This is a genomic window from Streptomyces sp. NPDC028368, from assembly GCF_055565615.1.
Map to the genome: position 1 here is coordinate 1 of NZ_JBVHTY010000011.1, position 20,836 is coordinate 20,836.

General features: G+C 71.9%; 21 protein-coding genes and 2 riboswitches. Of the genes, 11 read left to right on the forward strand and 10 right to left on the reverse strand.

All coding sequences use genetic code 11. From position 1 onward, the window contains the following. Nucleotides 1–151 precede the first annotated feature (151 nt). Nucleotides 152–934: a thioredoxin domain-containing protein gene (locus tag ACZ4S3_RS24495; RefSeq protein ID WP_467937606.1), complete on the forward strand. Its 783-nt coding sequence runs from the start codon at nt 152–154 to the stop codon at nt 932–934. After that, a complete protein-coding gene (locus ACZ4S3_RS24500) occupies nt 931–1,770 on the forward strand; it encodes a cytochrome c biogenesis CcdA family protein (protein WP_467937608.1) in 840 nt (279 codons plus the stop codon). The genes ACZ4S3_RS24495 and ACZ4S3_RS24500 overlap by 4 nt, the downstream gene beginning before the upstream one ends. A 94-nt stretch (nt 1,771–1,864) precedes the next feature. Here the strand turns inward: ACZ4S3_RS24500 and ACZ4S3_RS24505 are convergent, their stop codons facing one another. From ACZ4S3_RS24505 to ACZ4S3_RS24520, 4 genes are all read right to left on the reverse strand, one after another. After that, nucleotides 1,865–2,227: a hypothetical protein gene (locus tag ACZ4S3_RS24505; RefSeq protein ID WP_467937610.1), complete on the reverse strand. Its 363-nt coding sequence runs from the start codon at nt 2,225–2,227 to the stop codon at nt 1,865–1,867. Nucleotides 2,228–2,384: 157 nt separating this feature from the next. After that, a complete protein-coding gene (gene nadE / locus ACZ4S3_RS24510; protein WP_467937611.1) occupies nt 2,385–3,215 on the reverse strand; it encodes an ammonia-dependent NAD(+) synthetase in 831 nt (276 codons plus the stop codon). A 58-nt stretch (nt 3,216–3,273) separates the two neighbouring features. After that, nucleotides 3,274–3,828 carry a GH25 family lysozyme gene (locus tag ACZ4S3_RS24515; RefSeq protein ID WP_467937613.1) on the reverse strand — a complete coding sequence of 185 codons (555 nt, stop codon included), beginning with the start codon at nt 3,826–3,828 and terminating at the stop codon, nt 3,274–3,276. Nucleotides 3,829–4,081: 253 nt separating this feature from the next. Further along, nucleotides 4,082–5,317 carry a glycosyltransferase family 4 protein gene (locus ACZ4S3_RS24520; RefSeq protein ID WP_467937615.1) on the reverse strand — a complete coding sequence of 412 codons (1,236 nt, stop codon included), beginning with the start codon at nt 5,315–5,317 and terminating at the stop codon, nt 4,082–4,084. Nucleotides 5,318–5,522: 205 nt separating this feature from the next. Here ACZ4S3_RS24520 and ACZ4S3_RS24525 point away from each other — a divergent pair, with 205 nt between their 5' ends. Together ACZ4S3_RS24525 and ACZ4S3_RS24530 are read left to right on the forward strand one after the other, a co-directional pair. Beyond that, nucleotides 5,523–6,266, forward strand: coding sequence for a response regulator transcription factor (locus ACZ4S3_RS24525; RefSeq protein WP_467937616.1), 744 nt, complete (start codon nt 5,523–5,525; stop codon nt 6,264–6,266). A gap of 1 nt (nt 6,267) precedes the next feature. Beyond that, nucleotides 6,268–7,764, forward strand: a complete 1,497-nt coding sequence (locus ACZ4S3_RS24530) for a HAMP domain-containing sensor histidine kinase (RefSeq protein ID WP_467937618.1) — start codon at nt 6,268–6,270, stop codon at nt 7,762–7,764. A 30-nt stretch (nt 7,765–7,794) separates the two neighbouring features. Here ACZ4S3_RS24530 and ACZ4S3_RS24535 read toward each other — a convergent pair whose 3' ends face one another. Both ACZ4S3_RS24535 and ACZ4S3_RS24540 read right to left on the reverse strand, forming a co-directional pair. After that, a complete protein-coding gene (locus ACZ4S3_RS24535; protein WP_467937620.1) occupies nt 7,795–8,739 on the reverse strand; it encodes a M56 family metallopeptidase in 945 nt (314 codons plus the stop codon). Further along, entirely contained in the window at nt 8,736–9,164 is a 429-nt protein-coding gene (locus tag ACZ4S3_RS24540; protein WP_467937622.1) for a BlaI/MecI/CopY family transcriptional regulator, read from the reverse strand. The genes ACZ4S3_RS24535 and ACZ4S3_RS24540 overlap by 4 nt, the downstream gene beginning before the upstream one ends. A 175-nt stretch (nt 9,165–9,339) precedes the next feature. Here ACZ4S3_RS24540 and ACZ4S3_RS24545 point away from each other — a divergent pair, with 175 nt between their 5' ends. From ACZ4S3_RS24545 to ACZ4S3_RS24555, 3 genes are all read left to right on the forward strand, one after another. Continuing rightward, nucleotides 9,340–9,945 (forward strand): phosphatase PAP2 family protein, encoded by a 606-nt coding sequence (locus tag ACZ4S3_RS24545; RefSeq protein ID WP_467937623.1) that lies wholly within the window; start codon nt 9,340–9,342, stop codon nt 9,943–9,945. Beyond that, entirely contained in the window at nt 9,942–10,673 is a 732-nt protein-coding gene (locus tag ACZ4S3_RS24550) for a phosphatase PAP2 family protein (RefSeq protein WP_467937625.1), read from the forward strand. Before ACZ4S3_RS24545 ends, ACZ4S3_RS24550 begins: the two co-directional genes overlap by 4 nt. Before the next feature lie 120 nt (nt 10,674–10,793). Then, the gene (locus tag ACZ4S3_RS24555) at nt 10,794–11,093 is read left to right on the forward strand and encodes a hypothetical protein (RefSeq protein ID WP_467937627.1); all 300 of its coding nucleotides are present in this window, start codon (nt 10,794–10,796) and stop codon (nt 11,091–11,093) included. A 157-nt stretch (nt 11,094–11,250) separates the two neighbouring features. Here the strand turns inward: ACZ4S3_RS24555 and ACZ4S3_RS24560 are convergent, their stop codons facing one another. The 4 genes from ACZ4S3_RS24560 to gcvT all read right to left on the reverse strand — a co-directional run bounded on the left by ACZ4S3_RS24560 (nt 11,251) and on the right by gcvT (nt 16,446). Beyond that, nucleotides 11,251–12,633 (reverse strand): L-serine ammonia-lyase, encoded by a 1,383-nt coding sequence (locus ACZ4S3_RS24560; RefSeq protein WP_467937629.1) that lies wholly within the window; start codon nt 12,631–12,633, stop codon nt 11,251–11,253. A 787-nt stretch (nt 12,634–13,420) separates the two neighbouring features. Continuing rightward, entirely contained in the window at nt 13,421–14,680 is a 1,260-nt protein-coding gene (gene glyA / locus ACZ4S3_RS24565) for a serine hydroxymethyltransferase (protein WP_467937631.1), read from the reverse strand. Between the two features lie 103 nt (nt 14,681–14,783). Beyond that, entirely contained in the window at nt 14,784–15,161 is a 378-nt protein-coding gene (gcvH, locus tag ACZ4S3_RS24570; protein WP_467937633.1) for a glycine cleavage system protein GcvH, read from the reverse strand. A gap of 157 nt (nt 15,162–15,318) precedes the next feature. Then, nucleotides 15,319–16,446, reverse strand: a complete 1,128-nt coding sequence (gene gcvT, locus ACZ4S3_RS24575; protein WP_467937635.1) for a glycine cleavage system aminomethyltransferase GcvT — start codon at nt 16,444–16,446, stop codon at nt 15,319–15,321. A gap of 33 nt (nt 16,447–16,479) precedes the next feature. Then, a riboswitch (glycine riboswitch) is annotated at nt 16,480–16,588 on the reverse strand. Then, nucleotides 16,589–16,684, reverse strand: a riboswitch (glycine riboswitch). A gap of 280 nt (nt 16,685–16,964) precedes the next feature. Between gcvT and ACZ4S3_RS24580 the strand changes: the two genes are divergently transcribed. The 4 genes from ACZ4S3_RS24580 to ACZ4S3_RS24595 all read left to right on the forward strand — a co-directional run bounded on the left by ACZ4S3_RS24580 (nt 16,965) and on the right by ACZ4S3_RS24595 (nt 20,815). Next, nucleotides 16,965–17,609, forward strand: a complete 645-nt coding sequence (locus ACZ4S3_RS24580; protein ID WP_467937637.1) for an AAA family ATPase — start codon at nt 16,965–16,967, stop codon at nt 17,607–17,609. Nucleotides 17,610–17,700: 91 nt separating this feature from the next. Then, nucleotides 17,701–18,519, forward strand: coding sequence for an enhanced serine sensitivity protein SseB (locus ACZ4S3_RS24585; protein WP_467938051.1), 819 nt, complete (start codon nt 17,701–17,703; stop codon nt 18,517–18,519). Between the two features lie 62 nt (nt 18,520–18,581). Then, entirely contained in the window at nt 18,582–19,385 is an 804-nt protein-coding gene (locus tag ACZ4S3_RS24590; RefSeq protein WP_467937639.1) for an enhanced serine sensitivity protein SseB C-terminal domain-containing protein, read from the forward strand. A gap of 431 nt (nt 19,386–19,816) precedes the next feature. Further along, nucleotides 19,817–20,815 (forward strand): ABC transporter permease, encoded by a 999-nt coding sequence (locus ACZ4S3_RS24595; RefSeq protein ID WP_467937641.1) that lies wholly within the window; start codon nt 19,817–19,819, stop codon nt 20,813–20,815. The last annotated feature ends 21 nt before the right edge of the window (nt 20,816–20,836 follow it).

Genomic DNA, 20,836 nt, shown 5'->3' on the forward strand with positions numbered 1-20,836 from the left:
CAATGCTCCGCGTTGCCTCAATCCTCCGCCTTGCAGCTGCACGCACCAGACCCCGCTCCCTGATCCGACCTGATCCAAACGACAGGCCCTAGGCCTGCGCCCGACGCGCACAAGGCCTGAATTCCTCTCTCCGTACGTCTGGAGCTTCCGCATGCCCCCTTCCGTTTCATCCGCCTCTCCCACCCGCAAACTGGCCGCCGTCGGCGCGGTCATCGCCCTCGTCGTGGCCGTGATCGCGATCGGTATCGCCGTCGGCAAGGCCGTCGAGGGCGGCCGCGAAACCGGCCGCACCGGCCAACCGGAGGCCGCCGCCTCCGTCGGGTCCCAGGAGGACCCCGCACAGCAGAAGATGTTCGACGGCCTCGCCCGCCAGACCAACCGGCGCGAGGACGGCGACCCGCTCGCCGTCGGCAAGAAGGACGCCCCGGTGGTCCTCGTCGAATACGCCGACTACCAGTGCTCGTTCTGCGGCCGTTTCACCCGCGAGACCCAGCCCGAGCTGATCAAGAAGTACGTCGACGCGGGCACCCTGCGCATCGAATTCCGCAACTTCCCCGTCTTCGGCGCCCCCTCCGAGCGGGCCGCCCGCGCCTCCTGGGCCGCCGGGCGGCAGGGCAGGTTCTGGCAGCTGCACGACGAGCTGTACGCCACGACCCGCAAGGGCGACGCGCTGGCCGAGGACAAGCTCGCCGGCCTGGCGCGGGCGAGCGGCGTGCCGGACATCGGGAAGTTCCGCAGCGACATGAAGAGCGCGGCCGCCGACCGCGCTCTCAAGCGGGACCAGGACGAGGGCTACCGGCTCGGCGTGCAGTCCACACCGTCCTTCCTGATCAACGGACGCCCGGTCTCCGGCGCCCAGCCCACCGAAGTCTTCGCACAGGCCGTCAAGGACGCCGCGGCGCAGGCGGCGAAGCGGCAGGCGGCCGGGAAGTGACCGACATCGGCTACCTCGCGGCGTTCCTGGGCGGCGCGCTCGCCCTCCTCAGCCCCTGCAGCGCGCTGCTGCTGCCGGCCTTCTTCGCGTACTCACTCGCCAACCCCGGGCGGCTGCTCGCCCGCACCGGCGTGTTCTATCTCGGGCTCGCCACCACACTGGTCCCGCTCGGCGCGGCCAGTACGGCGGCCAGCCGGCTGTTCAACGGCCACCGCGATCTGCTGATCGCCATCGGCGGCTGGGTCGTCATCGCGATGGGCATCGCCCAGATCCTGGGCCTGGGCTTCGCCTCGAAGCGCGCCCAGGCCGCCGCGGCCCGGATCACCCCGCGCTCGGCCGTCTCCACCTTCCTCCTCGGCTGCGTCTACGGCCTCGCGGGCTTCTGCGCGGGCCCGATCCTCGGCGCGGTGCTGACGGTGACGGCGGTCAGCGGAAATCCGGTGTACGGCGCCGCGATGCTCGCCGTCTACGCGCTCGGCATGGCGCTGCCGCTGTTCGTGCTGGCGCTGTTGTGGGACCGCTTCCGGCTCGGCAGCCGGGGCTGGCTGCGCGGCCGCGCTTTCACCCTCGGCAGACTGCGGCTGCACACCACGTCGCTGCTGTCCGGCGCCTTCTTCATCGGCATCGGCGTGCTCTTCCTGCTCTTCAACGGCACCAGCGCGCTGCCCGGAATCCTGGATGCGGACGCCGAATTCGGGCTCGAGGAAGGGGCGACGCGCATCGGGAACGCCGTACCGGACGCCGTCCTGATCGCCCTGGCCGCGCTGGTCGTGGCCGGGGTGCTGGGACGGATCGCGCTGCGGCCGCAGAAGAAGGCGCGGGACGGGGGCGAGTAGCGAGCAGGCCGCGGGGCGGGCCGCTCCGCGGCCTGCCCGTCACCCGCCCCCGCCCCGCGGCCTGCCCGTCACGCGCAGGCCATGCGCCTGCCCGTCACGCGCTCTGCCGTCGCCGCCCGTGCAAGTGCAGGTGGGGGCGGCGGGGGCGCAGATGCGGATGCGGATGGTGGGCGTCCGCCCGGCGCCGGCGGTCGTTGCACAGCAGGCACTTCCCGTAACCCGGCGGAAGCGGATCCTCCGGGTCGCCGTACAGGGGGTCGACCGCGCCGTGGGGATGTTCGGCGCAGCCGGTCGGGCCGGTCTCGGCGCCCAGCGAGCCGGCGACGGTCAGCGCCCGGCGCAGGACATCGACGAGCTGGTCGGCGTCGCGCCGGGTCGGGGCGTGCTGGAGGGCGGAGGCAATGTCGGAGGCGGTGGTCAGCGCGGTCTGGAGTTCGCGCAGGTCTGCGTAACCCATGCCTCGGAGCGTAGGCGCCCCCACTGACAGTTGATCTTCCGATCGCACTTCACGGCTTCCCATGGCCGCATGCATGCCCGCTCGGGCCCACGATTTAGCACCGGTGCGGTGACAGGGGCCTGGACGGACGATGACAGGTGGGGGCGCGGGCCGGACCTCAGGGCGCGATCGGCAGCGCCCGCTTGTGGCCGGTCAGGCGGTAGCGGCGCACGATGGCCTGGACGGCGGTCCCGATGACCGGCTTGCCTTCCAGGAAGTCGTCGATCTGGTCGTAGCTCACACCGAGCGCGTCCTCGTCGGGCTTGCCCGGATCCAGCGTCTCCAGGTCGGCCGTCGGGACCTTCCAGACCAGCTCGGCCGGGGCGTCGAGGACCTCCGCCACGGCGCGCACCCGCCGCTTGGTCAGCCCCGTGAGCGGTACGACATCGGCCGCGCCGTCACCGAACTTCGTGAAGAAGCCGGAGACGGCCTCGGCCGCGTGGTCGGTGCCCACGACCAGGCCGTCATGGGCACCGGCAACCGCGTACTGCGCGATCATGCGCTGCCGGGCCTTGATGTTGCCCTGGACGAAGTCTTGGTGATGCGCGTCACGGAAGACGACGCCGCCCTCCACCGCCGCCGCCAGCGCCGCATCGCTCGCCGGCCGGATGTCGACGGTCAGCTCCCGGTCGGCACGGATGAACTCCAGCGCCAGCCGGGCGTCCTTCTCGTCCGCCTGGACGCCGTACGGCAGCCGCATCGCGAAGAACGTGGCGTCGTGCCCGGCGGCGCGGGCCCGCTCCACCGCGAGCTGGCACAGCCGGCCCGCGGTCGTGGAGTCGACCCCGCCGCTGATCCCCAGGACCAGGGAACGCAGCCCGGTGGACGTCAGCCGCTCCGTGAGGAACGCCACCCGGCGCTCGATCTCCCGCTCGGCGTCGAAGGACGCGCTCACCTCGAGATCCCGGGCGATCTCCTGCTGCAGGGCCTCGGCCGCCGGGTCTGTCACGGCTGCTCCTCTTGTCGCTGTTCGGTCGTACGAACGAATGATGCCAACAGAGGAAACCTTATGCCGGGTGCGCCCACTTCTTGAGCGCGGCCTTGCTCTCGAAGTCCGCGACGTCCTTGTCCAGCGGCCGGTCGGTGTACTGGTGGATACGCCACTTCGCCTTGATCCGCGGATGCCCGGCGGAGACGTAGTCGGCGATCCACAGCCCGTCCGCGGCATAGGACGTGGTGTCGTGGTTGAGCCAGAAATCGCGGTTGCAGTAGAGCATCACGCGGTGCGTGGGCCGCAGCTTCTTGACCTCCAGCAGAAACTGGTCCTTCTGCGCGTTGCTCGCATACGTCCCCTCGCCGGTGCTCTCCCAGTCGGCGGCCAGGATGTCGCCCTGCACCGAGGCGCACTTCTCGACGAAGTATTTCGCCTGCGCCGCGATGTTCCCCGGCCACAGGAAGTGATAGAAGCCGACCACACAGCCCGCCTTACGGGCCGTCGCGGCCTGCGCGGACTGGTGCGGGTTGATGTACGAGCGGCCCTCGGTGGCCTTGACGAACACGAAGTCCAACCCCGCGGTGGAATACGAGGTGTTGTACGAACTGACATCGACACCATGCAGCATGCGCGGCCTCCTGCCGGTCTGACCTGAGATGCGGACCCCGCTCGAAGCATCACACTCGAAGCATCAAAGAGGTTCCAGCAGTTCAGCATGTTCACGTCCTCAGACGCCAGATTGCGGCCGTGAAGTTCCGTGCCGTACCGAGGTGTTGGACAAAAGAGCGGGAGGACGGGGGACGGAGGACGGGGGACGGGGGACGGTGTGAGGCGGGGCCGGTCCCGCCGACCGGACCGGCCCCGCCCGCCTCGCCTGCGGCTCAGCCCGCCGCGCCGCCCATCCGCCGGATCCGCCGCAGCAGACCCCGCAGACGTCCCCGGCCCCGGCCGAGCGCACGGTGCGCGGCCCGGCTGCCCCGCGTGGCCCGCAGCTCCTGGAAGAGGAGGTGATAGCGCTCGGCGATCGGCTCAGGGTCGTAACGGCGGGCGCTGTCCAGCGCGGCGTCGGCCATCGCCTGGCGGCGCCCCGGATCCTCGATCAGCTCCAGCAGCCCGCCCGCCAGCGCCCGCCCGTCGCCGCGCGGCACCAGCAGCCCGTTCCTGCCGCTGTCGATGATCTCGGCCGGACCGAGCGGGCAGTCGGTGCTGACCACCGGCACGCCGCAGCGCATCGCCTCGACCAGCGTCATGCCGAACGACTCGGCATCCGACGCCGACGCGACGATCGACGCCTTGGCGAACTCCGCCTCGATCGGCGAGCGCGGCCCGGTCAGCTCCGCCCGCCCGGCGAGCCCGAGCCCGTCGATCAGCTTCTGGAGCTGCGCCCGCTCGGTGCCGCCGCCGTGGATCCGCAGCCGCCACTCAGGGTGCTTGGCGGCGACCGCGGAGAACGCCTCTATCAGCAGGTCGAAGCGCTTGCCGCGGACCAGCCGGCCGGCCGCGGCGATCACCGTCGAAGCCCCGTCGGAGGGCGGCGTGGCCGGCGCCGGCACGATGTTGGGCACGGCCAGCACCCGCACACCGGGCAGCGGCATCCGCTCGCGGTAGACCGCGGCATCGGCCTCGGTGGTGGTGACCAGGGCGTCCAGCGTCCGGTAGTGGCGGGCGAGTTCGCCCCGCAGCCGCTTGCCGTGCGCATCGTGGCGCAGATGCTCCTGGGCGATCCGCAGCGCCCGGCGCGGGCCGAAACGGGCGAGGTAGACATTGATGCCGGGGCGGGTGCCGATCAGCACGTCCGCGTCCGTCGTGCGCAGGAAATCCGCCACCCGGACATCGACCAGCCGGCTGTACTGGTGATGCCGCTTCTCGGCGGCGGGGAAGTCCCGGGCGGGCTCACCGAAGAGCGGATCCGCCATGTCGTCGCTGCCCACCCTGGTGTCCACCAGGGGCACCAGCCGCACCCGGGGGTCCACGTCGAACCGCGGCACCTCGCGGTGCCGCAGCATCGAGACGATCTCGACGTCGTGCCGTCCGGCGAGGGCCGCCGCCAGGTTGAAGGTGGTGCGGATGGTGCCGCCGATGGCATACGCGTTGTGCAGCAGGAGGGTGATCTTCATCCGGTGTCTTCCCGGGGCCCTGTGGGCGGGGCCCTTCGCCGTGGCCGGCCGGTCCGGCACCGGGCAACGGTCCCGGTAAGGGGTAAGCCCCCGACGTGGCTCCGGTGAGAGACCGGTAAGAGCACCGGGTGAGAGGCCGGTAAGAAAGCCCCCGCCCGGCCGCCCGCCCGCCGCCGCACCCCCGCGGCCTTGGCAGACTTGCCGCGTGACCCATCTGGTACTGCTCGCCGAGGACGACCGCCCCATCCGCACCGCGCTGGAGCGTGCCCTGACCCTGGAGGGATACCGGGTCACCGCCGTCGCCGACGGGATCCAGGCGCTCGCCGCCGCACACCGCGAACGGCCGGATGTGATCCTGCTGGACGTGATGATGCCGGGAATCGACGGCCTCCAGGTGTGCCAGGTGCTGCGCGCCGAACAGGACCGCACCCCGATCCTGATGCTCACCGCCCGGGTCGAGACCGCCGACCGGATCGCCGGCCTGGACGCCGGCGCCGACGACTATGTCGTCAAGCCCTTCGAGGTCGAAGAGGTCTTCGCCCGGCTGCGGGCGCTGCTGCGCCGGACGGCCCCGGTGGCCGACGGCAGCCGGACGGACGGCACCCAGGGCGGCGACGAGCCCTACGACGACAGCCGGGCGGCGGACAGCGGCATCGTCGAGGCGGCCGACCTCCGCATCGACGGCCCCTCACGCCGGGCCTGGCGCGGGGAGCGCGAGCTGGAGCTCACCCGCACCGAGTTCGAACTGCTCGAGCTGCTCGCCCGCAATGCCGGAATCGTCCTGGACCATTCGACGATCTACGACCGGATCTGGGGCTACGACTTCGGCCCCGGCTCGAAAAACCTCGCCGTCTACGTGGGATACCTGCGGCGCAAGGTCGACGTGCCCGGCAGCCGGCCGCTGATCCACACCGTACGGGGCGTCGGCTACGTCCTCAGGGAGGACTGAGGTGTCCGGGCCCGCAGGCCGCCCCGGCCCCCGCCGCGGACCGCTGATCCGCCGCGCCCGCCGCCTGGCCGACCGCCTCCGCGCCTGGCTGCTCACCCGTAAACCCGCCAGCCTGCGCACCGCCTTCGCCATCACCTTCGCCGCCGGGGCCGCGGCGGTGACCGTCCTCGTCGGATTCCTCAGCTACGACGCGGCGGCCCGGCTGGTGCGGGTGGACGAGAAGTCGGTGTTCTCCGAGGTCGTAGGGGACCTGCGGACCCAGGTGCAGGAGAAGCCCTTCGGGCCCGCCGACTACGTCACCGCCGACCCCGACCACGACGGGCCGCGCGACGACCTCACCCGCCCCACCCGCACCAACGTCCAGGTCCTGGGCGCCGGCGGCCGGATCGTCGACCTGGGACGTCCGCCCCTGCCGGCCGGCCCCCAGGAACGCCGGATCGCCGCCGACCAGCACGCCGGCCGGTACACACAACGGGAGGCGGACGTCGGCGACGACGTCTACCACGTCGCCACCGTCGCACTGGGCGGCGGCCGCGGGGCGGTGCAGGTCGCCCAGAAGTTCAGCGAGACCGAAGACCTGCTCGCCGCGCTCCAGCAGCGCACCGCCCTCCTGGCGGCCGCCGTCATCGCACTGGCCGGAGCCGTCGGCTGGTGGCTGGCGCGCCGGATCACCGGCCGGCTGATCCGGCTCACCTCGGTCGCCGAGAGCGTCGCCGAGCACGGGCGGCTGGATGTCCCGGTCCCGGTAGTGGGCCGCGACGAGGTCGCCCGGCTGGGGCGGGCCTTCGACGACATGCTCGGCCGGCTGGCGAACTCGGTCCAGGACCAGCAGCGGCTCGTCCAGGACGCCGGCCACGAGCTGCGCACCCCGCTGACCTCGCTGCGCACCAACATCTCGCTGCTGAAGCGGTTCGAGGACCTGCCGCTGGACGCCCGCGAAGAACTCCTCGCCGACCTGGCGGGCGAGGCCCGTGAACTGACCGATCTGGTCAACGAACTGGTCGGCCTGGCCGCCGGGCAGCGGGACGACGACCCGCTCTCCGAGGTGCGCCTCGCTGACGTCGCCGAGAAGGCAGCGGCCTCCGCCCGCCGCCGCACGGGCCGTGAGATCACCGTCTCGGTCACCCGCCCGGCCGAGGTCGAGGGCCGCCCCGCCGCCCTGCACCGCGCACTGACGAATCTCCTGGAGAACGCCGCCAAGTTCGACGCGGGCGGCACCGAACCGATCGAGGTCAAGGTGACCGGCACCCGCATCGAGGTCCTCGACCGCGGCTCCGGCATCGCCGAATCCGACCTCACCCGCGTCTTCGACCGCTTCTACCGTGCGCCCGCGGCCCGCGGCCTCCCGGGATCCGGCCTGGGCCTCGCCATCGTCCGGGAGATCGCCACGGCCCATGGCGGGCATGCCTTCGCGAGCCGCCGGCCCGGCGGCGGCGCCATCCTGGGGTTCACGGTGGGGAGAGGGCGGACGGCCGGCGCCCCGGAGACGGGCGCCTGAGCCCCCCACTCGCGTCACCGCCCCGCCGCGTCACCGCCCCGTCTCGCCCTGAGCCGTCTCCACCGTCTCGTGCAGATCGGCCGCGGCATCCAGCGCGGCCGCCGCCGAGAACACCACACACCCCAGCAGCACACCGGCGATCAGCCGGCGGCCGACCGCGCGGGGCCGGGCCGCGGCGCGGCCCGGGGACAGCAGCGCTGCGACGCGGCGGGGCACCGGGCCCGCCGTGGCGGCGAGAACGGAACTCGGACGGTGCGGGGACGCCGGCCGGGGACCCGCCAGGGCGGCGCGGCCGATGGCACGGGCCGTCAGCCGGCGATCGCCCACCCGGCTCGCGGCCGATTCATCGGCCCACCGCTCGAGCGCGTACGCCAGCGGCGCACGCAGACCCCGCAGCAGCGGATGACAGGCAGAGGCCAGCGCGGCCGTGAGCAGGAAGAGGTGATGGCGGCCGGCGAGATGGGCCCGCTCGTGGGCGAAGAGGGCTTCCCGCTCGGCCGGCGCCAGGGCCCGCAGCATCCCGGCGGTCACCACGACGCGGGCCGGGCGGCCCGGCAGAGCGTAGGCGTCGGGTGCCGCATCCGGCAGGACGCACAGATCGCCGGCCGCGGCATGGGCGTCGGCGGCGCGCCGGGCGGCGCGCAGCTCGGCGCGGTGGCGGAGCGCCCGGCGGCCGACCGCGACCGCGCAGGCGGTCAGCAGGGCACCAGCGGCGTACGCCAGCGGGACGGTCACGGCCGGATCGTCGCCGAGCAGGTGCAGCGAAAGATGATCGAGGGCGGCGACCGCGGGCAGCCGCAGCGCCCCGGCGGCAACCAGCAGGCCGAGCGCCGCGGTCGCACACGCGGCCAGCGCCGCGGCGCAGCCGGCCAGCAGCCAGGCGGCGGCGCGCGGCGGCAGCGACTCGGCCAGCCACCGGGCGGCCGGCACGGCCAACAGCGGCATCAGCAGCGGAATCCATACGGCGACGATCACGGGGCGGCTCCGGAACCGGCGTCCCCACGGGCACTCGGCTGGTCCTCCCGGGCGCCGTCCGCCTCGTCGAGGAGCGAACGCAGCAGCCGCTCGTCCTCGCTCGTCAGCTGCGACACGAAGCGGGCGAGCGCGGTGCCCCGGTCATCCTGCTTGTCGAGCTCGCTGCGCATCCGGCGAGCGGTCAGTCCGGCGGAATCCTGTATCGGCGAGTACGCGTAACCCCGCCCGGCCCGCGAACGCGAGACGGCCCCCTTGTCGTGCAGCCGGGTGAGGATCGTCGTGACGGTCGTCCGGGCGAGCCGCCCGCCCAGCGCGCTCTGCACCTCGGCAGGGCTCAGCGGCCCCGCGGCCGCCCAGAGCGCCGCCAGCACGCCGGCCTCCAGCTCACCGGCGGGACGCCGTGGCGCGGGTGGTGTCTGCGACATGGAACGCCCTTCACCTCATCGTCGTCTACAGTTCCGTAGACCGATACCGTCTACGCGACTGTAGTCGGCCGGGCCGGCCGGACAGTGGGCCCGCTCCAGTAAACCCGCCCGCCCCCGGAATCCGAACCCGCCCGCCCCCACCGGATCCGCCCTCCGCCGCCAAGGAGAACCACCCATGCTCACCCTCGCCTTCGGCGGAGCCTCGATGGACGGCGGGCTGTACACCTGGATCACCGGACTCGCACAGCGCGCCCCACACGCTCTCAACACCCTCATCTCCTACTGGACCGACTACGGCCTGGGCCTCTTCGCGCTCCTGATGATCATCGCCTGGTGGCGGGCCCGGCACGCCGACTCCCGCCGGATGGCGATGGTGCTGGCCACCCCGGTCGTGGTGGTCATCGCCTACCTGGCCAACGACGTCATCAAGAGCCTCTTCGACGAACAGCGGCCCTGCCAGACACTGCACACGGTCACCGTCGAGGCCTGCCCCGGTATCGGCGACTGGTCCTTCCCCAGCAACCACTCCGCCATCGCCGCGGCCGCCGCGATCGCCCTGGTGCTGTGCGGCAGCGGCCTCGGCCGGATCGCGGTCCCGGCCGCGATCCTCATGGCGGCCTCCCGCGTCTGGGTGGGCGCCCACTACCCCCACGATGTCGTCGCCGGCCTGATAACCGGTGCCCTCGCCGCCTGGGCACTGACCCCCCTGGCCCACCGCGCGGCACCCGCCGTCGACCGCGTCCGCGCCACCCGGCTGCGCTCCCTGGTGACCGCGCGGTGACGGCGACAGGGCCGCGCCCGCACCACCCCGGCCCGCCCCGACCCCCGGCTCCGCCCGAGCGGACGCACCGACCGCTCGCCCTCGCCGCGCTGTGCGCCGCACTGTTCACCGCCACGGCCGTCCTCGAGTCCGTACGCCACGGAACCCCCCTCGCAGCCGAACAAGCCGCCCACCACTGGGCGACGGTCCACGGCGGCGAACCGCTGCGCTCCCTCGCCCGCGCCCTCACGGCGACCGGCACCGGCCCCTTCCCGTACCTCATGGCGGTACTCGCCGGCCTGATGGCCGGACGCGACACACTCGGACGGCTGCGCGCGGCGGCCTGCGCCCTGGCCGTCCTGGCCGTCGGCCAGGCGATCCGGTACGGCCTGATGGAACTCCTCGCCCGCCCCCGCCCACCCGCCGCCGACTGGACCGCACACGCCTCCGGCTACGCCTTCCCCTCGGGCCACGCCACCACCTCCGCACTCGCCGCCGGGATCCTGGCCTGGGGCATCGCCCACCGCGCCCGCCCCGCCACCGCCCGCACCTGGTACGTGGTGCTCGCCCTCTGGGCCGCCGCCGTCGGCGCCACCCGCGTCTACCTGGGCGTCCACTGGCCCGGCGACGTCCTCGCCGGCTGGTTCCTGGCCGCCACCCTCCTGGCCCTGGCCCTCCTCGCCGAACCCTTCGCCTTCCGCCACCCCGGCCCCCACCCGGCGCACGATGCTCCCGCGCGTCATGAATAGCTGACGATAGGACCAGGTCTTCCCCAAGCGGGTATGGACCCGCCCCGTGCGGAGCAGCACTGTCCTGGGCGCCCGCAGGCAGCCCACGAAAGCGATCACCGCACCACCAGGGGGACGCCAATGGAATACCGACTCGAGCACGCCACAAACCCCCCGACAGCCCCACCCGCGCACACCCTTCAGGGCCGCTGCGCGGCGGCCGCCGCCAAGGACCCGGCCCGGTGCGAGGGGCCCCACGACGCCGCCACCATCATCGACCGCCACGGCACAGAGGTCGCCGGCTGCGTCTGCCACTGCGCCCGCCTCCTCGCCGGCCTCGAAGGCGCCCGCGTCCACCCCTTCGTCCCCGCGGCCTGCGCCCTGGACATCTACTCCCGGGCCCGCGAACTCCCGCCCTTCGCCTGGGAGATCGGCAGATAGCCGGCGCCCACGCGCGCACCGCGCGGTGTCAGTGGTGCACCGTAGCCTTGCGGCTACGACGTGATGGCCGTCGAGCTCGTACGGGAGCTGAGAGGCGGCCGCACGACAGCCCCGAGCGAGAGCGCCGAGCCGCGGCGGCCCGGCGCTGACCTCTGGCTCAGCACTCGATGATGTTCACCGCGAGCCCGCCGCGCGCCGTCTCCTTGTACTTGACGCTCATGTCGGCGCCGGTCTCCTTCATGGTCTTGATGACCTTGTCGAGGGAGACGTGGTGGCGGCCGTCGCCCCGCAGCGCCATCCGGGCGGCGGTGACGGCCTTGACGGCGGCCATGCCGTTGCGCTCGATGCACGGGATCTGGACGAGACCGCCGACGGGGTCACAGGTCAGGCCCAGGTTGTGCTCCATGCCGATCTCGGCGGCGTTCTCCACCTGTTCCGTGGAGCCGCCGAGGACCTCGGCGAGGCCGCCGGCGGCCATGGAGCAGGCGGAGCCGACCTCGCCCTGGCAGCCGACCTCGGCGCCGGAGATCGAGGCGTTCTCCTTGAAGAGCATGCCGATGGCGCCGGCGGCGAGCAGGAAGCGGACCACGCCTTCCTCGTTGGCGCCGGGGATGAAGTTGACGTAGTAGTGCAGCACGGCGGGGATGATCCCGGCCGCGCCGTTGGTGGGCGCGGTCACCACCCGGCCACCGGCGGCGTTCTCCTCGTTGACGGCCATCGCATAGAGGGTGACCCACTCCATGGCGTGAGCCGCGTGGTCGCCCTCGGAACGCAGGGCGCGGGCGGCGTTGGCGGCGCGGCGCCGCACCTTCAGCCCGCCCGGCAGGATCCCCTCGCGGGCCATGCCACGCTCCACGCACCCCTGCATGACGCGCCAGATCTCCAGCAGCCCCTCGCGGATCTCCTCCTCGGTGCGCCAGGCCTTCTCGTTCTCCAGCATCAGCGCGGCGATGGACAGGCCGGTCTCGTGGGAGCGGCGCAGCAGCTCGTCGCCGGTGCGGAAGGGGTGCTTGAGCACGGTGTCGTCGAGCTTGATGCGGTCCTCGCCCACCGCGTCCTCGTCCACGACGAAGCCGCCGCCGACGGAGTAGTACGTCTTCTCCAGCAGCGGCGCGCCGCCGGCGTCGTACGCGAAGAGGGTCATGCCATTGGCGTGGTACGGCAGGGAGCGGCGGCGGTGCAGGATCAGCTCGCGGCTCTCGTCGAAGTCGATCTCGTGGGCGGCACCGATCTCCTCGCCGAGCAGGCGCAGGCGGCCGGTGCTGCGGATGCGCTCCACCTGGTCGTCGGCGGTCTCCACATCGACCGTGCGCGGGGAGTGCCCCTCCAGGCCCAGCAGTACGGCCTTGGGCGTGCCGTGGCCGTGGCCGGTGGCACCGAGGGAGCCGAAGAGCTCGGCGCGTATGGAGGTCGTCTGGGCGAGCAGACCGTCCTTCTTGAGCCGGCCGACGAACATGCGGGCGGCGCGCATCGGGCCGACGGTGTGGGAGCTGGAGGGGCCGATGCCGATGGAGAAGAGGTCGAAGACGGAGATGGCCACGGTGGCGGACTCCCTTGTCTGCTCGTGATGGATGGTGGAGCGGCGGAGCTGTGGGGGCGGGGGTGGAGCCCATACGGCAGCAGGCACGTTTCTGCGCCGACTTTTGAGCGTAACCCGGATGGCGGCATGGGCCTACGGACGCGAATCGTCAGGTGGCCGTCATCACGGATAACGGCAGATGGCGCGGCCTTGCAGCGAGGGGGCGGGGGCGGGGTGGGGGACGGGCACGAGCAGACCGGCAGACCGGCGGGGCGGCGGGGCCTGGGGGTCCGGGACCGGTGTCCGGTCCCGGACCCACGGCTGGCGCCCTGCGCCGTGGAGCGCATCCCGTGCTGCACTCCACGGTGCTCCGCCGTGCGGCACCGCATCCCGCGGCGCGCCGACCCGGTCCCGGGACCGGTACTGGCGCATCGCCAAGGGCGGTCCTGCGCATCGCGCAGGGCGTATATGTCGCCACGCCCTGGCGGATGCGCGCTGTGTGCCTCGTCTCTCGCCCGCACGGTGTGCCTTGCCCGTCGCCTCCTTCCTACTCCAGCAACGATTACGGAGTGTAATCAGTTCCTGTGGAGTTCTGGCGGAGAGTGACGGGCTTTGGTGTTGGCGGGCGCCGCGCGATGCACTGAATGACGCAGTCACCGAGTCGGTCAGTCAGTCAGTCGCTGACTCCGTGACCGACTGATTGACTCAGCGGCTGATCGGTGACCGGACTCAGTGCATTACGCGGCGAGCGGCACCGTGCCGAGTGGCACCGTGTCGAGCGGCACCGTGCCGAGCGCGGTGAATCGCGTCACAGGGACGGGTACAGCGGGTACTTCTCCGCCAGTGCCGTGACCCGGGCCTTCAGCGACTCGACGTCGTACGACGGCTTGAGCGCCTCGGCGATGATGTCGGCGACCTCGCGGAAGTCCTCGGCCGTGAAGCCGCGGGTGGCCAGCGCGGGGGTGCCGATGCGCAGGCCGGAGGTGACCATCGGGGGGCGGGGGTCGTTCGGGATGGCGTTGCGGTTGACCGTGATGCCGACCTCGTGGAGGCGGTCCTCGGCCTGCTGACCGTCCAGGTCGCTGTTGCGCAGGTCGACCAGGACCAGGTGGACGTCGGTGCCGCCGGAGAGGACGGAGACGCCGACCTCGGTGACGTCCGGCTGGATCAGGCGCTCGGCGAGGATGCGGGCGCCGTCCAGGGTGCGCTGCTGGCGCTCCTTGAACTCCTCGGACGCCGCGACCTTGAAGGAGACCGCCTTGGCCGCGATGACGTGCTCCAGCGGGCCACCCTGCTGACCCGGGAAGACCGCCGAGTTGATCTTCTTGGCGAGTTCCTGGGTGGAGAGGATGACGCCGCCGCGGGGGCCGCCCAGCGTCTTGTGGGTGGTGGTGGTGACGACGTGGGCGTGCGGCACCGGGGAGGGGTGCAGGCCCGCGGCCACCAGGCCGGCGAAGTGCGCCATGTCCACCATCAGGTACGCGCCGACCTCGTCGGCGATGCGGCGGAACTCGGCGAAGTCCAGCTGGCGCGGGTACGCGGACCAGCCGGCGACGATCAGCTTCGGGCGGTGCTCCTTGGCGAGGCGCTCGACCTCTTCCATGTCGACCAGGTTGGTCTTCTCGTCGACGTGGTAGGGCACCACGTTGTAGAGCTTGCCGGAGAAGTTGATCTTCATGCCGTGGGTCAGGTGCCCGCCGTGCGCGAGGTTCAGACCCAGGATGGTGTCGCCCGGCTTGATCAGCGCGAACATCGCCGCGGCGTTGGCCTGCGCACCGGAGTGCGGCTGGACGTTGGCGGCCTCGGCGCCGAAGAGCGCCTTGATGCGGTCGATGGCGATCTGCTCGACGACATCGACGTGCTCGCAGCCGCCGTAGTAGCGGCGGCCGGGGTAGCCCTCGGCGTACTTGTTGGTGAGGACGGAGCCCTGGGCCTCCATGACGGCGACGGGAGCGAAGTTCTCCGACGCGATCATCTCGAGGGTGGACTGCTGGCGGTGGAGCTCGGCGTCGACGGCGGCGGCGACGTCGGGGTCGAGCTCATGGAGGGAGCTGTTGAGAAGCGACATGAGTCTTTCCTGGAGTCAGGGGGCTCGATGGGGGTCCCCCCGGACGGAGTCCGGGAGAGCTTCCACGCGGGCGGCGGCAGGGACGGGGAAGGGCCGGGAGGCCTCAGCCCTGGACGAAGGCGGCGTACTCGTCGGCCGAGAGCAGGTCGCCCGGCTCGCCGCTGATCTTCACCTTGAACAGCCAACCGCCCTCGAACGGGGCGGAGTTCACCAGCGAGGGGTCGGCGACGACGTCCTCGTTGGTCTCCACGATCTCGCCGTCGACGGGCGCGTAGAGATCGCTGACCGACTTGGTGGACTCCAGCTCACCGCAGGTCTCGCCCGCCGTGATCGCCGTGCCGACCTCGGGCAGGTCCACGTAGACGACATCGCCGAGCGCGTTGGCGGCGTGCTCGGTGATACCGACCGTCGACACGCCGTTGTCGGCGGCCGACAGCCACTCGTGCTCCTTGCTGTAGCGCAGCTGCTGGGGGTTGCTCATGGCTCGATTCTCCTGTACGCGAAGGTGTGATCGTGAAAGGGGTCTGGCGCGTCTTGCACAGTGAGACGGCAGCGGGTGCCGCTCCCGTGGTGAACCGTTACGTCAGAACGTCGGACGCTGACATCCGCCGCTGACTTCCGCTGCTTGCTTCCGGCGCTTACTTCTGGCGCTTGTAGAAGGGCAGCGCGACGACCTCGTACGGCTCATGGCTTCCACGGATGTCCACGGCCACACCCTCGGTGCCCGGCGTGGCGTAGGCCGCGTCCACGTAGGCGATGGCGAGCGGCTTGCCCAGGGTGGGGGAGGGTGCCCCGGAGGTGACCTCGCCGATGACCGTGCCGTCGGCCGCGACGACCTGGTAACCGGCGCGCGGCACCCGGCGCCCCTCGGCGATCAGTCCGACCAGCTTGCGCGGCGGGGTGACCTCGGCGCGCTCGGCGGCCGCCGTCAGCGCGCCCCGGCCCACGAAGTCACCGTTGTTGGTGGTCTTCTCGAATTTCACGACCCGGCCCAGGCCCGCGTCGAACGGCGTGGTCGCGGTGGTCAGCTCGTGCCCGTACAGCGGCATGCCCGCCTCCAGACGCAGCGTGTCGCGGCAGGAGAGCCCGCACGGGACCAGCCCGGCGTCCTTGCCCGCCTCGGTCAGCGCCTCCCAGAGGGCGACCGCGTCCGCGGGCCGTACGAACAGCTCGAAGCCGTCCTCGCCGGTGTAGCCGGTACGGGCGATCAGTGCCGGGACACCGGCGACGGTGCCCGGCAGGCCCGCGTAGTACTTGAGGCCGTCCAGATCGGCGTCGGTCAGGCGCTTGAGGATGCCGGGGGACTCCGGTCCCTGGACGGCGAGCAGGGCGTACGCGTCCCGGTCGTCGCGGACCGCGGCGTCGAAACCGGCCTGCCGCTGCATCAGCGCGTCCAGCACCACCTGGGCGTTGGAGGCGTTGGCGACGACCATGTACTCCTGGTCGGCCAGGCGGTAGACGATCAGGTCGTCGAGGATGCCGCCCTGCGCATCGCAGATCATGGTGTAGCGGGCACGGCCGGTCTTGACTCCGCCGATGTTGCCCACCAGCGCGTAGTCGAGGAGGTCGGCGGCCTGCGGTCCGGTGACGGTGATCTCGCCCATGTGGGAGAGGTCGAAGAGACCGGCGCGGGTGCGGACGGCGACGTGTTCGTCGCGCTCGCTGCCGTAACGCAGCGGCATGTCCCAGCCGGCGAAGTCGGTCATGGTCGCGCCGAGCGCGCGATGGGTTTCATCCAGCGCGGTGCGGCGGGGGGCATCAGTCATGGTTCTGGGCTCCCAGGCATGGGTGACAAGACGTTCTCCCCATCTGTCATCGGAACCTGAGAGGTTCACCGGGATCCCGCGAACGGACCCGGTTTGCACCTTGGGTGGAGCCGCACCGCTGCGGCTCGCTTTTCAGATCTGCCTCGCCCGCGCGGTATAGGGGCCTGAGAGATTCAAGGGAGGACTTGCTCCTTCGGCGCCCCGCCGTGGCGGCCGGGGACTCTCCCGCGCGGATTCAAGCGGCCGGTATGCAGTTGGCTGTGCACAGGTGAGCAGAGGTGCGCACGTGGCGCCGACATCATTGCACGGGATCGCCGGATGGAGGAGGGGTGGCCGTCACCCGGTCACGACGTGGGCAGATCCGGCAATCGCCTTGAAGGGCATTACCTTTTCTTGACACTCTGCGGGGAGGGGACGGGACCGAACGGACCCGAACCGGACCGGGAGGGGCGATCACGGTGCACAGCGAAGCCGCATTCGCGACAACGTCAGGGGTCGCTCCCCAGGGACCGCCGGCCGTGGCGCGCCGTCCTCGGCGCGCGCCGAGGAATGTCGTACGGCCCGGCCGCGGCGCCGGCGTCGTGGACCTGCGGGGCGCCGGCCGCGCCCCGGTGGAGATGCGCTTCCCGGCGGGCGATCTGGTGGTGGTCTCCGGGCTGCCCGGCAGCGGCAAGAGCACCCTGATGCACCGCATCGTGCCGTCGCTGGACGCGCGGGGCGCCGCGGTGCACCGCATCGATTCGCAGGACGTGCGCGAGCGCTGGGAGCGGGGCAGGCTGCGCCGGCTGCCGTACGGGCTCTACCGTCCGCTGGTCCGGGCCGCGCACTACCTCGGGCTGCGCCGGGCGCTGCGTTCCGGTGCCAGCGTGGTGGTGCACGACTGCGGGACGCTCGCCTGGGTGCGCCGGTGGATCGCGCGGGCGGCCCGGCGCGACGGCCGTGGGCTGCATCTGGTGCTGCTGGATGTGCCGCCCCGGGTGGCGCTGTCCGGCCAGCGGTCGCGGGGGCGCGGGGTTTCGGGCTATGCCTTCGCGCGGCACCGGGGTGCGGTGGGCCGGCTGGTCGGTGCGGCCGAGTCGGGGCGGCTGCCGCGCGGGTTCGGCTCGGTGGTGCTGCTGGACCGGCGCGCGGCGACCGTGCTGGAGACGGTCGGTTTCGACTGAGCCGGCGGGCCCCTGCCCCGCACGTCCCGCCTCCCGGTTTCTCGTCTAGGGTCGTTGGCCAGATGGCGCGGTTCGGAACGGGTGGATGCAGATGACATTTCCGGAGCAGGGGAACTTTCCGGAGCAGGGAATACCGCAGCTGGCCTGGCCTGCGAACGAGTTGGAAGAAGTGCTCTCGGCCGCGGTCGGGCACCCGGGCGCGGGTGGCCGGATCGTGGAGGTCCTGGGGCGCAGCCGGGTGTGGGTGCCGCTGCCCAACGGCGGCGGACCGGAGTACGCGGGGCCGGGCGGGCGCGGACTGGATCTGCCCACGGTCGAGATCGAGGGCGTGGCATACGTTCCGGTCTTCAGCTCCGAGCAGGAGTTCATGAAGGCCGTCGGGTCGCATATGTCCTTCACCGTCGCCCCGGCCCGGGAGTTCGCCCGCGGCCTGCCGCCGAAGCTGGGGATCGCGGTCAACCCGGACGGCACCATCGGCGTCCCGCTGCCGCCGCTCGCGGTGGCCGAACTGTGCCGGGCGGGGCGTGCGGAGGCGGACGGCGGTCTGCCGAGCGGCGGCCGGGTGCGGCTCTTCGAGCCGGACTGGCAGGAGGAGCCGGTGGACTTCCTGGCCGCGGCCGGACTGGAGTTCTCCGGTGCCGGAATTGTCCTGACTGCCCGGCGTGCCCTGGCAAGTGTCGAGGGCGACACGCCCACACTGTTCGTCGGTGTTCAGATGGCGGCCGACCTCTCCGCGCTGCACGACGGCACCGCCCGCCAGGCGGCCCTGGATGCCCTCGGACGTGCGCTCGGCGCGGTGCCGGTGCCCTGGCCCGTACAGCTGGTCATGCTCGACATCGCCCAGGGTGATCCCGTCGCCGACTGGATGCTGGAGCGCGTGCGGCCCTTCTACTCCCGGGACCACTCGTAAGCTGGTTGGATGACGGGCGGGCGCACCCACACGTGCCCTGCCGATGAGAAGGGACGGACCACGTGAGCGCGGGTGCGCATCAGGGAGCGGCGGCGGCCGGTCAGGTCGAACAGGCGCTGCAGCAGGTCTCGCCCGGCCGCTACGACGCCTATGAGGCGCTGCTGCAGGCGCTCGCCGCCGGCCAGGTCTGGATGCTGCTGTGGCAGGGCCGCGCCGGGATGCCCGATGCGCAGTACGGAAACATGGAGGTCGAGGGCCTGGGCTATGCGCCCTGTGTGACCTCCGCCGCCGAGCTCGCCGCGTCCGGCTGGAACCGCGACCACGAGCTCGTCACCGGCCCCGAGATCGCCGCCGCGCTCTTCCCCGACCGCTGGGGTCTGTGGCTGAACCCGCATGCCCCCGGCGGCGGCGTCGGTATTCCGTGGCTGGATCTGCGCCGGATCGCCGGCGGCCTCGACCGGCTGCCCGCCGGGCCGCTGCGGATCTCCGAACCGGTCATCGACATTCCGCAGTTCTATGCCCTGCTCGCGCAGAATGCCCATCGGACGCCCGCTGTGCGGTCGTTGCGCCGGGCTTGGGTGCAACCCGCGCTGGGTGCCCCGTATCTGGCGATCGGCCTGGATCTGTACGACACCGGGCAGCAGGCGGTGGACTCGGTGCGGCTGATGATTCAGCAGTCGATCGGTGCCGTTCCGGATGGTTTGCCCGTGTCGACGGTCGCGATGAACGACGAATTCGACCCCGTCGGCATGTGGATGCGCGCGTCCACCCGCCCCTTCTTCGACCGCGACGGCTACGGCCAGGCACCGGGTCAGCCGACCGCCGCCGCGCCCGCGTACGGATACGGCTACCCGCGCCCGTACTGACGCCCACGTCAGCACCGGAGGCCGCCGTCGGGCGTCGCCACCGGCGTCGATCTTGGGGCGAATTGGCCCCATGCGCCCCGCAGTTGAGTGCCGCTGCCGCACATATTCGCTCCGCTCAGCCGGTATTGCCGTCCGTATAACGGAACCCCGCTGGCCACATCACAGTTGCGCATCCATTCACCGCCAGGTCTGGTGAGTGATCGCGAATCGGATGAAGACTCCCGCAACAGAGAGCTTCGGCTCTTTGTACGACCGACCATCCCAACCGGCATTGCGTGATCCCTGGACTTTCCCTGGGCGCACTTCCGCGATGTCCGTTCGACTTTGCCTCGGCCGCGCCCGTTGCGGCTGTTGCACCAGTGATGTGAACCAAGCCGCTACCGCGGCGGGCATGGGCCGACCACCGTCGGCCGAGAGGGGTCAAAGGCACCGTGACCGCACCGATCGAGACCACCGGGGCGGCTGCTGAGGCGCAGCCGGAAGCGGTGCTGCAAGGCGTGGAGAGCAAGCGCATCCAAGGGCGCTCACTCGGCCAGATCGCGCTGCTGCGCTTCCGCCGCGACAAGGTCGCGGTAGCGGGCGCCATCGTTGTCATCCTGCTCGTCATCCTCGCGGCGCTCTCGCGTCCCCTCCAGGCCCTGCTCGGCCTGGACCCGGACAGCCCCAACCAGAGCCTGATCGACCCCAACACCACGCTGCCCAAGGGCGACTTCGGCGGCATGAGCGCCGATCACCCCCTGGGCGTGGACCCCAAGTTCGGCCGGGACCTGCTCGCCCGCATCATCGAGGGCTCGTGGGTGTCGCTGATCGTGGCCTTCGGCGCGACCCTGCTGTCCGTCGCCATCGGCACCGTCCTCGGTGTGGTCGCCGGTTTCTACCGGGGCCGGGTGGACGCGTTCATCAGCCGCATGATGGATGTCTTCCTCGCCTTCCCGCTGCTGCTGTTCGCCATCGCGATCTCCGCCTCGCTGCAGGGCGGCGCGTTCGGCATGGAGGGTCTGCCGCTGCACATTTCTGTCCTGATCTTTGTGATCGGCTTCTTCAACTGGCCGTACATGGGGCGGATCGTGCGGGCGCAGACACTGTCGCTGCGGGAACGCGAATTCGTGGACGCCGCGCGCGGCATGGGCGCCCGCGGGCCGTTCATCCTCTTCCGAGAACTGCTGCCCAACCTGGTGGGACCGATCATCGTCTACTCGACGCTGCTGATCCCCTCCAACATCCTCTTCGAGGCGGCGCTGAGCTTCCTGGGCGTCGGCATCCAGCCACCCCAGGCGTCCTGGGGCGGCATGCTCAACCAGGCGGTCAAGTACTACGAGGTCGACCCTCAGTACATGATCGTCCCCGGCCTCGCGATCTTCGTCACCGTGCTGGCGTTCAACCTGCTCGGTGACGGTCTGAGGGACGCGCTGGACCCGCGCAGCCGCTGATTTCCGCCGGCATCTGCGCCC

Excerpts from the sequence above, each read along its gene's own strand:
- ACZ4S3_RS24495 (WP_467937606.1), top strand. The coding sequence starts at position 152 with ATGCCCCCTTCCGTTTCATCCGCCTCTCCCACCCGCAAACTGGCCGCC.
- ACZ4S3_RS24505 (WP_467937610.1), bottom strand. The coding sequence starts at position 2,227 with ATGGGTTACGCAGACCTGCGCGAACTCCAGACCGCGCTGACCACCGCC.
- ACZ4S3_RS24515 (WP_467937613.1), bottom strand. The coding sequence starts at position 3,828 with ATGCTGCATGGTGTCGATGTCAGTTCGTACAACACCTCGTATTCCACC.
- ACZ4S3_RS24520 (WP_467937615.1), bottom strand. The coding sequence starts at position 5,317 with ATGAAGATCACCCTCCTGCTGCACAACGCGTATGCCATCGGCGGCACC.
- ACZ4S3_RS24540 (WP_467937622.1), bottom strand. The coding sequence starts at position 9,164 with ATGTCGCAGACACCACCCGCGCCACGGCGTCCCGCCGGTGAGCTGGAG.
- ACZ4S3_RS24545 (WP_467937623.1), top strand. The coding sequence starts at position 9,340 with ATGCTCACCCTCGCCTTCGGCGGAGCCTCGATGGACGGCGGGCTGTAC.
- ACZ4S3_RS24555 (WP_467937627.1), top strand. The coding sequence starts at position 10,794 with ATGGAATACCGACTCGAGCACGCCACAAACCCCCCGACAGCCCCACCC.
- glyA (WP_467937631.1), bottom strand. The coding sequence starts at position 14,680 with ATGTCGCTTCTCAACAGCTCCCTCCATGAGCTCGACCCCGACGTCGCC.
- gcvH (WP_467937633.1), bottom strand. The coding sequence starts at position 15,161 with ATGAGCAACCCCCAGCAGCTGCGCTACAGCAAGGAGCACGAGTGGCTG.
- gcvT (WP_467937635.1), bottom strand. The coding sequence starts at position 16,446 with ATGACTGATGCCCCCCGCCGCACCGCGCTGGATGAAACCCATCGCGCG.
- ACZ4S3_RS24585 (WP_467938051.1), top strand. The coding sequence starts at position 17,701 with ATGACATTTCCGGAGCAGGGGAACTTTCCGGAGCAGGGAATACCGCAG.